At 31.8% G+C, this 13,946-nt stretch carries 15 protein-coding genes; 14 read left to right on the top strand and 1 reads right to left on the bottom strand.

Translation table 11 applies throughout. The features are described from left to right. Window positions 1-56: 56 nt before the first annotated feature. Complete coding sequence (locus H1220_04840) at window positions 57-206, bottom strand: hypothetical protein (protein ID QMI85075.1); 150 nt, start codon at window positions 204-206, stop codon at window positions 57-59. Window positions 207-814: 608 nt separating this feature from the next. On the opposite strand from H1220_04840, the gene H1220_04835 reads away from it, so the two are divergent. The 14 genes from H1220_04835 (at window position 815) to H1220_04770 (ending at window position 13,939) form a co-directional block, all read left to right on the top strand. Continuing rightward, window positions 815-1,393 carry a transposase gene (locus tag H1220_04835; protein QMI85074.1) on the top strand — a complete coding sequence of 193 codons (579 nt, stop codon included), beginning with the start codon at window positions 815-817 and terminating at the stop codon, window positions 1,391-1,393. Then, window positions 1,350-2,213, top strand: coding sequence for an ISL3 family transposase (locus H1220_04830; GenBank protein QMI86655.1), 864 nt, complete (start codon window positions 1,350-1,352; stop codon window positions 2,211-2,213). The genes H1220_04835 and H1220_04830 overlap by 44 nt, the downstream gene beginning before the upstream one ends. An 81-nt stretch (window positions 2,214-2,294) precedes the next feature. Beyond that, complete coding sequence (locus H1220_04825; protein QMI85073.1) at window positions 2,295-4,106, top strand: PTS glucose transporter subunit IIA; 1,812 nt, start codon at window positions 2,295-2,297, stop codon at window positions 4,104-4,106. Between the two features lies 1 nt (window position 4,107). After that, a complete protein-coding gene (locus H1220_04820; protein QMI85072.1) occupies window positions 4,108-5,565 on the top strand; it encodes a family 1 glycosylhydrolase in 1,458 nt (485 codons plus the stop codon). Between the two features lie 17 nt (window positions 5,566-5,582). Then, window positions 5,583-6,419 carry a PRD domain-containing protein gene (locus H1220_04815; protein ID QMI85071.1) on the top strand — a complete coding sequence of 279 codons (837 nt, stop codon included), beginning with the start codon at window positions 5,583-5,585 and terminating at the stop codon, window positions 6,417-6,419. Window positions 6,420-6,687: 268 nt separating this feature from the next. Beyond that, the gene (locus tag H1220_04810) at window positions 6,688-7,134 is read left to right on the top strand and encodes a PTS sugar transporter subunit IIA (protein QMI85070.1); all 447 of its coding nucleotides are present in this window, start codon (window positions 6,688-6,690) and stop codon (window positions 7,132-7,134) included. Between the two features lie 11 nt (window positions 7,135-7,145). Further along, window positions 7,146-7,427, top strand: coding sequence for a PTS sugar transporter subunit IIB (locus H1220_04805; GenBank protein ID QMI85069.1), 282 nt, complete (start codon window positions 7,146-7,148; stop codon window positions 7,425-7,427). A gap of 25 nt (window positions 7,428-7,452) precedes the next feature. Next, the gene (locus tag H1220_04800) at window positions 7,453-8,712 is read left to right on the top strand and encodes a PTS transporter subunit IIC (protein QMI85068.1); all 1,260 of its coding nucleotides are present in this window, start codon (window positions 7,453-7,455) and stop codon (window positions 8,710-8,712) included. Between the two features lie 58 nt (window positions 8,713-8,770). Next, window positions 8,771-9,658, top strand: a complete 888-nt coding sequence (dapA, locus tag H1220_04795; protein ID QMI85067.1) for a 4-hydroxy-tetrahydrodipicolinate synthase — start codon at window positions 8,771-8,773, stop codon at window positions 9,656-9,658. 1 nt (window position 9,659) lies between these two features. Then, window positions 9,660-10,292 (top strand): ketohydroxyglutarate aldolase, encoded by a 633-nt coding sequence (locus tag H1220_04790; protein ID QMI85066.1) that lies wholly within the window; start codon window positions 9,660-9,662, stop codon window positions 10,290-10,292. A 16-nt stretch (window positions 10,293-10,308) separates the two neighbouring features. Next, a complete protein-coding gene (locus tag H1220_04785; protein QMI85065.1) occupies window positions 10,309-12,390 on the top strand; it encodes a BglG family transcription antiterminator in 2,082 nt (693 codons plus the stop codon). After that, window positions 12,383-12,970, top strand: a complete 588-nt coding sequence (locus H1220_04780; protein ID QMI85064.1) for an SIS domain-containing protein — start codon at window positions 12,383-12,385, stop codon at window positions 12,968-12,970. The genes H1220_04785 and H1220_04780 overlap by 8 nt, the downstream gene beginning before the upstream one ends. Before the next feature lie 315 nt (window positions 12,971-13,285). Beyond that, window positions 13,286-13,429, top strand: coding sequence for a type III toxin-antitoxin system ToxN/AbiQ family toxin (locus tag H1220_04775; GenBank protein QMI85063.1), 144 nt, complete (start codon window positions 13,286-13,288; stop codon window positions 13,427-13,429). Window positions 13,430-13,648: 219 nt separating this feature from the next. Next, window positions 13,649-13,939, top strand: a complete 291-nt coding sequence (locus tag H1220_04770; protein QMI85062.1) for a WXG100 family type VII secretion target — start codon at window positions 13,649-13,651, stop codon at window positions 13,937-13,939. Window positions 13,940-13,946: the final 7 nt, after the last annotated feature.

Below are 13,946 nucleotides of genomic sequence, written 5' to 3'. Positions count from 1 at the left end.
TAGGTTGTGCGATATAGCTAATGAATGCATGAAATTTGTATAAAAATAATCGCAAATTACAATAGTAAATTAACTACCTCAGGCAAATCATAAGGGCACAAATAATGAAATAATTTACGAGGATAATGGTTTATCCATTGTTCAACAGCCGTTGCTTCGTCAGAAGTAACGGCTGTTGTGCCTTTTATGTTATAGTTATTTTGCATCTATCGGTATCCTTTTTTGTTGTTATGAAAAGTATATCCTATGAGATGTTTTTTGTACCACTGGTTAACTTAATTATATAATTTACTATGTATATAGCAAATATGAAATTGTTTACAAAAAAAGAGCAGAGATGTACAATAAATATATAAATAATTAGATGACGTTAGCAAAGAAAGGGTGTATGTGACATGAAACTAAAATTTAAACATTTTTTTGTTATATTAAGTATCATAGGGTTTCTAAGCCTTGTCATAATAAATTGGAATAGTTTAATGGCATTTGATATGAAAACGATTGTTATTCTTGTGCTACTGGGATTGTTTATTATTGTTCGTTTAGCTGAGTATAAATCTATAAAAGAATAGTTATAGAATAAATATCATTTTTATAAAAAGATGTTGACGGTTTCAAAAAAATATAGTATAGTAATTTCAATAAAATATGTGGCATGTTACTGGTAAAGCAGGCAGGACCTTTATAAATGGATAGGTAGAGTGTATCCATTTATAAGGGTCCTTTTGTTTTTGTTTCATGTAAAAAACTATTGTCAAAAGGTGTTTACCACAAATGATAGTAGTACGATAAAAGAAAGGCTCTATAATAAATCGTGTTGGTGGGAATAATCCACCAACACGATTTTGTATATAAAAGTGGACAAAAAAAGAGAAATACCTGTATGATTAAATCACCACAATTAAACAAGGAGGTATTTCTCATGGATTATTATACAAAAAAATTATTGACATTAACAGATAAATCTTTCATAGCTGATGAACATTGGTTAGAAGAAAAAACAATAAATGGTATTCCACACCACTTTATTAAAGGTACTTGGACAAAGCCTTGCCACACCTGTCCACATTGTCATGCTAAAACACTCATCAAACATGGGACATATCAAACGAAAACATTATTACCAAAGTTTAGACAAATCAAAACTGTTTTACTTCTTAAAAGAACCCGTTATCGCTGTAAAACGTGTCTAAAAACCTGTTCTTCTTCGTGTTCTTTAGTCGATAAACATTGTTGTATTTCTAAAGAATTAAAACAACTTATTGCACTTGATTTAACGAAAAATATTTCAAGAAAACATATCTGCCAAGACCACTTTGTATCTGATGTGACCGTACAACGTGTCTTAGATAAATATACAAAACAAGTTAAACCGTTTTCATTATCTACCTAAGGTACTATGTATCGACGAATTTAAGTCTGTGACATCTCATTTAGGGAAGATGAGTTTTATCTGTGTAGACGGATTGACGCACCGTATTATTGATGTGTTACCTAGTCGCCAATTAGACCATTTAATCACTTATTTTAAACAATTTTCTAAAAAAGCAAGACATAGCGTTCGCTATCTTGTTATGGATATGAATGCCAATTATGGCAAACTTATTCAGAAGGTTTTTCCTAATGCCGTTATTGTCACAGATAGATTTCATATCATACAACATATACATCGGAATTTAAATACACTACGTATAAAAGAAATGAACACCTTTAAAAAAGAAGAAAAGGCTTATAAACACTTAAAGAAATACTGGAAATTATTATTAAAAGATGCCTTTGATGTAAATGATACAGACTATCACTATCACCAATCCTTTAAAACATATCTGACACACGCACAAATCCTGGATAGATTATTAGACTATAGTCCTGTTTTAAAACAAGCATATGAGTTTGTACAAGAGTTGAGATATGCTTATAGACAGCGAGATTTTGAGTCATTTATGGAGGTTATTCATCATATTGACCCGTCATTACCAGAGTGGTTTAGAAAGAAATTTGATATTTTTAAAACCTATCAGAATGGTATTTATCAAGCTTTTACCACACCTTATTCAAACGGTATCACAGAAGCTATCAACAATCATATTAAAGTCATCAAACGGATTGCCTATGGCTACAGACGTTTTTCTTATTTTAGATTGCGTATTTTAATCATACAACACCATTCTCAGTGGCAGAAAAAGAATGTGAAAAAGGTAGTGAATGGTTAATGCCATTCACTACCAACATACTCACTATTTCTCTCCACCAACACAATTTGACGAAGAGCCAAAAGAAAAGGAGTGTTTCATATGAACTATAAAAAAGTAGCAGAAGATGTGTTAAAACACATTGGAGGAAAGGAAAATATTTCTCATTTTGAGCATTGCTCAACACGTTTACGTTTTACATTGGTTAACAATGATAAAGTGAATATAAGTGCTTTAGAAAGTATTGATGGTGTTGTAGGCGTAAGACAAAATATACAAACACAAATCATTATCGGAAATGAAGTTAATGAAGTTTATGAAGAAGTAAGAAAATTAGTTGGAGAGGTATCTGCTTCAACAACACCAATATCAAATAAAAAAGTACCGTGGACAAGTGTCTTTTTAGATTTCTTAGTAGGTGTGTTCCAACCATTAGTACCCGCAATTGCCGGTGGGGGTGTGTTGAAATCAATTTTATTATTATTAAATTTATGTGGTATTTTACCTAAAGATTCAACAGCATTTGTCGTATTCAATCAAATTGGTGATGCACCACTTTACTTTTTACCATTGCTTGTTGCTGTTTCAACAGCTAAAAAATTAAAAGTGAATGAATTAGTTGCAGCATCAGCAGTTGGTGTATTGTTATTACCTGCTGTGACAAAATTATTAACAGAGGGATTAGTATTATTTGGTTTATCTGTACAAAATATTGCATATGCGTATCAAGTATTTCCTGCTATTTTAACAGTTTTATTATATGCTGTATTAGAAAAACAGTTAACAAAATATACACCAAAACCAATTCGTATTTTCTTTGTACCAATGATGTCATTGGCGATTACAGTACCAATTACATTGTTTATTTTAGGACCGCTAGGATTTAATTTCGGTCAATTATTCTCAACTGTTATTTTATTCTTATTCCGTCATTTAGGGTGGGTAGCAACAGCTTTACTTGCATCTGTTTTACCATTTATGGTTGCTACAGGAATGCATAAAGCAATGTTACCTTATGCTATTGCAACAATGGGTGAGTTGCATAAAGAAATTTTGTACTTACCTGCATCATTAGCACATAATATTTCAGAATCAGGTGCATCTTTTGCAGTTGCTTTAAAAACAAAAGATGAAAAATTACGTGCAACGGCTATGTCATCAGGTATTTCAGCATTATTTGGGATTACAGAACCTGCATTATACGGGGTAACATTACAACATAAAGCTGTTTTGTATAGCGTTGTGTTAAGTTCATTGATTAGTGGAGCGTTTATTGGAATTGTTGCTGTGGAGGCTTTTGCATTAGTTGGGCCAGGTCTAGCATCTATGACGATGTTTACAAATCCTGCCAATCCAATGAATTTAGTGTGGGCATTTGTTGGTTTTGCATTGGCATTTGTCATTGCGTTTGTGGCAACATTCATTCAATATAAAGAACAAGAAAAAGACACAACTATTCGTTATATTAGTCCAGTTGAAGGGAATATTGTTCCATTAGAACAAGTTAATGATGATGTGTTTTCGTCTAAATTAGTTGGGGAAGGTATTGCCATTGAACCAACATCAGATGGTGTGCTTGTATCACCTTTTACAGGAACAGTTGAGGTGGTTTATGAAACTGGACATGCGGTGATGTTAAAAGATACATTAGGTGCAGAAGTATTATTTCATATTGGAATTGACACGGTAAAATTAAATGGTATGTATTTCACAAAACATGTGGAGAATGGTGCTATTGTAAATAAAGGTGATGTGTTAGTAACATTTGATGTTGAAAAAATTAAACAAGAAGGTTATGACCCAACTGTTATGATGATTGTAACAAATCACCAGCACTATAACATACATTTATCAGCACAAACACATACAACAACAAAAGATATATTACTCACGATTGATAAGAAAGGAGAATAAGATGACAGTTTTACCAGAAGGATTTTTATGGGGTGGTGCCATTGCAGCCAATCAAGCAGAAGGTGCTTGGAATGTAGACGGTAAAGGATTATCCGTTGCCGATATTGCGATGTATCGTCCTGATTTAGATGTAAAAAATTATAAAGGACACATGACTGTCACAACAGAAAGTGTGTTAAAAGCTGCAAAAGATACGAGCGATAAATGGTATCCCAAACGTCGTGGTATTGACTTTTATCATCATGTTGATGAAGATTTAGAATTATTTGCAGAAATGGGTTTTAAAGCATTACGTGTGTCGATTGCATGGAGTCGCTTATTCCCAACAGGAAAAGAATTAACTCCGAATCAAAAAGGTATTGCATTTTATAAAAGAATGTTTCATAAAATGAATGAATTAGGTATTGAACCGATTGTAACATTGTCACATTATGAAATGCCATTGCATTTGAGTTTAAATGGTAATGGTTGGGTAGACAGAGTGGTGATTGATGATTTTCTACGTTTTTGTCAAGTGTGCTTTACAGAGTTTAATACAGTGCAGTACTGGCTAAGTTTTAATGAAGTTGATAGCATTTTAAGACATCCTTTCACAACGGCTGGTATTATTCCAGATCAATGCCCTGAAAATCAAGAAGAAGCAGTCATTTATCAAGCATTACATCATCAGTTTGTGGCGTCTGCTAAAGCAACAAAATTATTAAAAGAGATAATTCCAAATGCTAAAATGGGCTGTATGTTAACAAAATTAACAACGTATCCATTAACATGTAAACCAGAAGATGTTGAATTAACGCTGAAAAAGAATTTACAAAATTATTTTTATGCCGATGTGCAAGTGTTTGGTGAGTATCCAAGATTAACACTAAATGCTTTAGAAAAAAAAGGTATTGTGTTATCATTTGAACCTGATGATTTAGCATTATTAAAAGCATATCCAGTTGATTTTGTATCATTTAGTTATTATATGTCTATGGCAGAATCAACCGATCCAAATGCTCCAAGAACACCCGGAAATACGGTTCTAGGAGTGAAAAATCCTTATTTACCAGCGACTGACTGGGGTTGGCAAATTGATCCAAAAGGATTAAAGATTTCATTACTTGAATTATATGACCGTTATAGAAAACCATTGATGATTGTAGAAAATGGAATGGGTGCAAAAGACGTCTTAGAAGAGGACGGTTCAATCCATGATCCGTATCGTGTCGCATATTTTAAAGCACATTTTGAACAAATGAAAGAAGCAGTCGATGAAGGTGTAGAGTTATTAGGATATACAAGCTGGGGTGCTATTGATATTGTTAGTGCTGGTACATCACAAATGAGTAAACGTTATGGTTTTATTTATGTAGATATTGATGATGAAGGTAATGGTACCTATAAACGTTATAAAAAAGATTCATTTTATTGGTATAAAAAAGTAATCGCATCAAATGGAGAAGATTTAGGCGATTAAAAAGTAGGAGGTGGCGTATGTCGGTTATTAAAAAAGTGCTTAATTCCAGTGTTGTTTTAGTTGATGATAAAGGCAAAGAAATGATTGCGCTTGGAAAAGGCATTGGTTATGGAAAAAAGCCGGGAGAAGCATTGGAAAAAAATCAAATTAGTCAATTATTTTTTCCAGTTGAGACACCTCAAGCACGACAACTATTTTACCTCATTGAAAATATTCCAAGTCAATATTTTGATATAACAAACGATATTTTATCTTTTTCAGAGCAATTATTAGACGAAACAGTTTCTCCGTTATTGTATTTATCGTTAACAGACCATATTCATTTTGCGATTGAGCGTCATCAACAAGGTATTGTTTTGAGTAATAAAGTGTTTTGGGAAGTGAAGTTATACTATCCTCAAGAATTTAAAATTGGGCAATATGCTATTGGATTAATTGAGAACGTTTTTCAAGAAACATTGCCAGAGGAAGAAGCTGCTAATATCGCATTTCATTTTATCAATGCGCGTCAAGCAGGAGATGAGAAAAATGCACAAAAAAGTGTCAAAATGATTGGAAATATTGTTAATTTAGTCAAGTATACACTTGGAAAGTCTTTAAAAGAGGATTCCATTCACTATAAACGTTTTATCGTCCACATTCGCTTTTTTGTAGAACGTTTTTTATCCCATGAAATGATAAATGATGATAATATGTTATTGTTTCAACAAGTATCTGAAAATTACCCAAAAGCAATGGAAGATGCTAAAAAAATTCAACAATTTATTTATCAACACTATGGTAGTAAAATATCAGTTGATGAAGTAACGTATTTAGCCATTCATATTAATCGTTTATTGAAAGATGCCGAATGACTTAATAGTCGTCATATCGAAGTGGAGCAACAAGTTGATGTTGCTCCACTTCTGTATTTCTATGACATAGATAAAAATAAAAATAGAGAACATCGCATTTTATATTCGTCATATTTTTCTACAATTTATTTATATAAACTTTTAGATTGAGAAAAAGAGCATGTTCAGTTCACTTTTTGCACGGGGTACAAACAAAAGATGAACCCAATTTGTATTGAAGCACTGAAACCGTAACCATATAATAGAATTAAGGAATGGAGGTGAGGACATGTTAAAAGATGTACTAAGAGAAACACATATTCAATTAGATGTTGAAGCCGACAACTTTGAAGATGCGATTTTACTATCGGTTGCCCCATTATTAAAAAATGGGTTTGTTTCTCAAGAGTATGTGGATAACATTATTCGTATTTATAAGGAAACAGGCCCTTACATTGTGATTACGAAACATGTAGCACTACCTCATGCACCAAGTCAGTGTGGAGCATTGAAATTAGGGATGGGGCTAACACGATTAAAAACACCTGTTGTATCAGGAAATCAAGCCAATGATCCAGTAAAATATTTATTTTCACTAAGTGCACCGGATAGTAATAGTCACTTAGAAGTATTAGCAGAATTGGTTTCTTATTTGAGCAGTGATACATTTCTTTCTCAAGTGGAACTTGCAAAAGAACCAAAAGATATTATGGCATTATTTTTAAATAACAATTAGGAGGTATTATTATGGCAAAAGCATTAGTTGCTTGTAGAGCAGGAGTAGGATCAAGTTTGATGTTAAAAATCAAAGTACTTGAAGTTGTGAAAGAAGAAGGATTTGATTTACAAATTGAACATTCTTCTTTAGATGGTGTACCAGGTTTTGACGGTGAATTATTGATTACATTACCAGATGTGGCACAAGAGTTAACTGAAAAAGGTGTACCACAAAAAGTAGTAGGTATTACAAATATTGTAGATAAAAAAGAAATTAAAGAAAAACTAGAAAAAGCATTAAGCGAATTATAAATCATATGAAGAGAGGGAGAGAGTTATGGATATTTTGATTAGTCTATTAAGTACACCGGCTATTTTATTAGGACTGGTTGCATTTGTTGGTTTACTTGCACAGAAAAAAGGCGGTGTTGAAATTTTAACAGGTACCTTTAAAACGATTATCGGCTTTTTAGTATTTAGTGCCGGAGGATCTATCATTACAGGTGCTCTACAAAAATTTAATACATTATTCCAAACAGGATTTAACATTCAAGGTGTTATCGCTTCTCCAGAAGCAGCAACAGCTTTAGCGCAAAAAGAGTTTGCATTAGTAACATCTTCTACACTTATTTTAGGTTTTGTGATGAACTTAGTATTTGCACGTATCACACCATTTAAAAACATTTTCTTCACAACAGGACACAGTTTATTCTTTGCATGTGTATTGTCACTGATTTTTAAAGCACATGGATTTGATGATGTCTTGGCAATTGTTTTAGGTGGAACATTACTAGGATTTATGTCTGCTTTCTTACCAGCGTTATGTCAACCATTTATGCGTAAAATCACAGGTAGTGATGCAACAGCAATCGGACACTTTAACATGTTTGGCTATGCTTTATCAGGTTATATCGGTAAATTCTTCAGTAAATATGAATCTGAAAGTACAGAAACTATTAAATTTCCTAAATGGTTATCATTCTTTAAAGATTTCTTAATGGGTGTATCTGTTATTATGCTTGTTTTATTCTATGTTGCAACTTTTGCTGCAGGAGAAACAGCAACAAAAGCATTAGCTGGTAGTCAACATTGGTTAGTATTCCCACTTATCCAAGCCTTTACATTTACAGCAGGTATGTCAATTTTAATGACTGGTGTAAGAATGTTCTTAGGTGAAATTACAGCGGCGTTTGTGTCTATTTCAGAAAAATTCATTCCAAATTCAAGACCTGCATTAGACGTACCAACAGTATTCCCATTTGCACCAACAGCAGTTATTGTTGGTTTCCTTTCAAGCTATGCGGCAGGATTGTTAGCTGTGTTTATTATGATTTTATTTAAATTCCCAATCGTAATTATTCCAGCAGCACACATTTGCTTCTTCTCAGGAGGAACGGCGGCAGTCTTTGGTAACTCAACAGGTGGTTGGAGAGGTGCGATTGCAGGCTCATTCGTGGCAGGATTATTATTAGCATTCCTACCAGTTGTCTTATTCCCACTATACGGTCAATTAGGCATACAAGGTTCAACATTCCCAAATATTGACTACAATGTGACTGGTATTTTATTAGACGGTATTTTAAGTATCTTTAAATAATATATGCAAAACTCAGTGGGATTTATTCGCTGAGTTTTGTTTTTTAGGAGGTTTTACAATGACATTAGGTGGACTGATTACGGCAATGGTAACACCATTTGATAAAGACAATACAATAAATTGGCAAGCGACTGAAAAGTTAATTGACCATTTAATAAGCAAACAAGTATCGGGTTTATTTATTTTAGGAACAAATGGTGAATTTCATGTCATGACAAAAGAGGAAAAATTAGACTTTGCAAAATATGTTGTGTCATATACAAATAAACGTGTACCTGTTTATGTAGGTGTTGGTGGTAATGATACAAACGAAGTTATTTCTTTAGCAAAAGACATGGAAAGTATTGGAGCAGATGCTTTATCGGTGATTGCCCCTTATTTTGTGAAATTAAAAGAAGAAGAATTGTATGAGCATTTTAAAGCCATTGCCAGAAATGTGACAATTCCAGTTATTTTATATAATATGCCCGGATTAACAGGTAATCCACTAAGTCCTACACTTGTAAAAAAACTAGCTGATATCACAAATATAATTGGGATTAAAGATAGTAGTGGAAACATTGACAATATAAAAGCTTATATTGATGAAACAAAAGAAAAAGATTTTAAAGTATTATCGGGTTCCGATTCTCTTATTTTAAATGCATTAAAGCTAGGCGCTGCCGGAGCTGTTGCTGCTACCTCTAATGTGTTAACAGATATAGATGTCGCCATTGTTCGTGAATATCAAGCAGGTAATCTTGAAAAAGCACAAGACTACCAAAATAGTATCGAAGAATTTAGACGTATCTTAAAATATGGTTCTATTCCATCTGTTTTAAAGTATGCCTTGACGTATGTTGGTCATGATGTTGGAGAGGCTAGACGACCAGTTCTACCAGTTTTAGATGAGTATCAGCAAGATATTAAAGACGTTTTGGACAACTATTTCAAGGAGGAAAACTAAGATGACAAAATTAGAAACATTAAATCGTTTATATCAAACAGCTATTATGGCTATTGTACGTATTGATACGATTCAAAGAGGATTTGAAATTGTAGATGGCTGTTTAGCCGGTGGTGTCGATTGCATGGAAATTAGTTTTACTAATAGTCGTGCACCGGAATTTATTAGAGCAATTCAAGAAAAATATCAAGATAAAATGCTTGTAGGTGCAGGGACAGTTTTAGATAGTGAAACTGCACGTATTGCGATTTTAGCTGGTGCAAAATTTATTATTTCACCTAATTTTAGTAAAGATGTAGCTAAATTATGTAATAGATATCAAGTGCCTTATATGCCAGGATGTACGTCTTATACCGAAGTCATTGAAGCATTAGAATATGGAGCGTCTATGATAAAAGCATTCCCTATTTCTAACTATTATGGTGCAAGTTTAGGAAAAGTGTTTAAAACACCATTACCATATTTACCAATCTTATCATCTGGTGGTGCAACACCTGAAAATATTGGAGAATGGTTGAAAAACGGTATTCAAGTTGTTGGGGTAGGTAGCTTATTAACTACAGGTACCGTAGAAAATATTCGTGAAAATGCAGCACGTTTTGTTGAAGGAGTGACCTTGTTTAGAAACAACTAGAAAATGAGGAGTAGATATGTTAGATAAAAAAGCAACACTCGTTTTGAATAGTATTTTAAAAAATAAAGAAACAGATATCAATCGTATTGAAAGAGAAACGAAATTAACCTTACGTCAAATTGATTATTCTTTAAACAAAATAAATGAATTGCTTGTCGATTATAAATTGATGCCACTTCGTATGAATAGTACACTCATTAGGCTAACAACAGCTCAATTCAGTTTTTTAAGACAATATCCGTCTAGTTCAGATTATTTAACATCATATATTTTAGATAGTGAAGAAAGACGATACTTTATTTTTTTAATATTAGTATCTCAATATTCAGATTATATTGCTGTCAATGATTTTATTGATTTATTAAAAATTTCAAAAACAACATTGATGAATGATTTAAAACAATTAGAGCATGAATTATTAAACTATCGTATCAACCTTTTATATTCTAGAAAAGATGGTTATTATCTATCGGGAGAAGAGTTTGATATACGACGATTTTTAATCCGTCAAATTATGATTGATTTTTCAGAGCATCATGATATTATTTACTCTATTTTTTTTAAACGTTATTTAAAAGAAAATATTGATGAACATGTGCAGGAAATCAAAGAAAAAATTACAGTGATTAGTCAAGAACATCGTATTACATTTGTAGAAAATCGTTTAAATGAATTTGCATATTTTCTACTTATTTTAAAATATCGTATGAAAAAAACAATTCCATTTCAATTTAAGCATTCTCTTGAAGAAGCAAAAGAATATCGTTTGGCAAAAGATATTTTAAGTACATTTGGTTTAGTAGAAAAGAATGAAGTGTTGTACTTAACAGCATGGTTACTCGGACAAACCGTAGGTAATATAGGAGAAACTTCCTTTGATAGAATGCTTATTTTAGATATAGTAGAACGCATTGTATTTCGTTTTGAATTATTGGCAGGTATACAATTTGATGATAAGTTTTCAGTTTTAAAACAGCTATATAGTCATATACGTCCTACTTATTATCGTATGCTTTTTAGATTACCGATTATCAATGGATTGATTCATGAAACAAAACAGCAATACAAAGAAATGTTTTTTATTGTGAAAGAAACGTTATCATCTATTGAATCAGTATTTGGTAGTTCAATTCCCGATGAAGAAATTGCTTTTTTAACCATGCATTTTTCAGCAATGATACAAAATCATTCTAATATCACGATGACACATAAAACAACAGCAATTGTTGTCTGTCCAAATGGTATTGGTAGTTCGGCTATTATTTATACTGAATTGAAAAATATTTTTTCGGATATGACTTTTATTGGTCCAGTTGATTATGACACATACTTTAAACTAGATACAAATACCTACGATATTGTGTTTTCAACAATTCCAAACTATAAATTACTTGAAACATCAAAACCAGTGTTTGTCGTAAATCCTATTATGAGTGTCGATGAAAAATATGATATTATTCGTCAAGTTTATTCAGAAATTGGAAATAAACATTTTAGATTGCCAGGTGTTGAAACAGTGATGAACATTGTTGAAAAATATGCAACTGTTCATAATGCGAAAGCACTAAGAAGAGATTTATTTAAATATTTTTCAAACAATCAAATGTCTTTTGAAACAAAACATGTTTTACGATTATCCGATGTCATAAAACAACAGTATATTCAATTAAACTGTCCTGCAACAACTATACAAGAAGCTATTGAGTATGCAGCACAACCATTGCTTGATGACGGTGTGATTGAAAAACGATATGTGGAACATATTTTAAAGCATATAGAAGAAAGGCAAGATGCGATGCTTATTTCACCAGGGATTTCAATGCCACATACAAAACCTGAAAATGGCTCACATGATGTTGCAATATCCTTTGTGAAACTACAAGAACCGATTATGTTTCAAAGACAAAAAGAACCTATTTCATGCCTGTTTTTCTTAAGTGCCATTGATCACAAAAAGCATATTCATGTCATGGCAGATTTAGTAAAACTTTTATCAGATACAGATTTATTTCAAGAAAAATTAAAACAAATCAATGATTGTAACTCATTTTTAGAATTATTAACATTAAATGAATTGGAGAAAATAGGGTATGAATAAATTAGACTTATTAAAAACAAGTTTAAAAATGGAAAGTGAAGGACTATTAAAAACAGCAAATCGCTTAAATGAGCAAACATTAGAAATTGTCGAAATTGTTGATTCTTGCCAAGGTAAAATTGTATTCACTGGGGTTGGAAAATCCGGACACGTTGGTAAAAAACTTGCAGCAACTTTTTCTAGTGTTGGTATACCTGCTATCTTTGTACATAGCACTGAAGCATTTCATGGCGATTTTGGTATGATACAAACACAAGATATTGTATTTTTGCTATCTAATAGTGGAAGTACACAAGAAGTATTAAGTATGTTACCAACATTAAGAAAAATCGGCTGTATCACGATTGCTTTTACATCAAAAGACCAATCTAGTTTAGCTGATATGTGTGATTATACATTACACTATACGTATGAAAAAGAAGCTGATGTTTTAGGATTAGCCCCAACGACAAGTTCAACAACGATGCTCGCTTTAGGTGACAGCATTGCTGTGGTTGTATCGGCTAGCCGTCAATTTACAAAAGATGATTTTCATTTATTCCACCCCGGTGGTGCCTTAGGGAAACAGTTAGAAAAATAAACTAAAAGAGTGCATTCTTGAGATGCCAATCTCAATCAGATAGGTAATAATATTATAAAATGACTATATTTCTTGTGAAGTATAGTCATTTTTTATGTTTCTTCATGTTGATTCAAATGATTAAAAATGGATAACGGTATCTTTTTTTAAGCAGTAAAAAATGAAGCAGTCGAACGAGGAGAAAAATCGTTCGAATATGACTTTATATAATAAAATTACTCTGTATAAGTAAAAATATAGAAAATAGTATTTATTAAAAATAATAACTGAAAGAAATACTATTATTTTGCATATAGTATTTATAGACAGAATGAAATGTATAAAAAACATATTTTAGCTATATTCGATATAAAAAAGATGATACCTGTACCAGAAAATTGTTATGAAAAATTAGATTTTAAGATGATTCAAGATAAATCCTATTATCATTTAATAAAAAAAGAGTATATTTTTGTTTGAAAAGGAAATAAATGATTTATGATAAGCTAGAAAAACTGTATTTAATGTAGAAAAGTAAGCAAAAAGTTTTCTAACTTATTGCCATTTTTTACATTAGAGAAAGCCATACAAGACTTTCAGCATGATAATCAAGGTATATAAATATTTTTTATATGTTACAAAGAAATGCTCTGATATTGCATATACTAATAATAGAACAAAAAAGAAAAGAGGAAGAATATGCAACAAATCAGTTTAAAACCACAAGAATTAAAAGAACAAGCACGTATTTATGTTCAAGCTAAAGAGGAAATTGAACAATCTATTCAAAGAGTAAATCATATGAATACATCTATTTCACAAGAATGGAAAGGGCAAGCTTTTCAAGCTTATTTGGAACAATACCAGCAATTATATCAATATGTTCAGAAATTTGAACAATTATTGGAAGATATTTTTCAACAATTAAATAGATATGCTACTCTTGTTGAACAGCGTGATAGAGAAGATGCACAGTCCTTTGGGATTTAGTAATAGG

Source organism: Carnobacteriaceae bacterium zg-84 (genome assembly GCA_013874835.1).
GTDB lineage: Bacteria > Bacillota > Bacilli > Lactobacillales > Aerococcaceae > WM01.
This window is presented reverse-complemented; position numbering and strand designations above follow the sequence as displayed.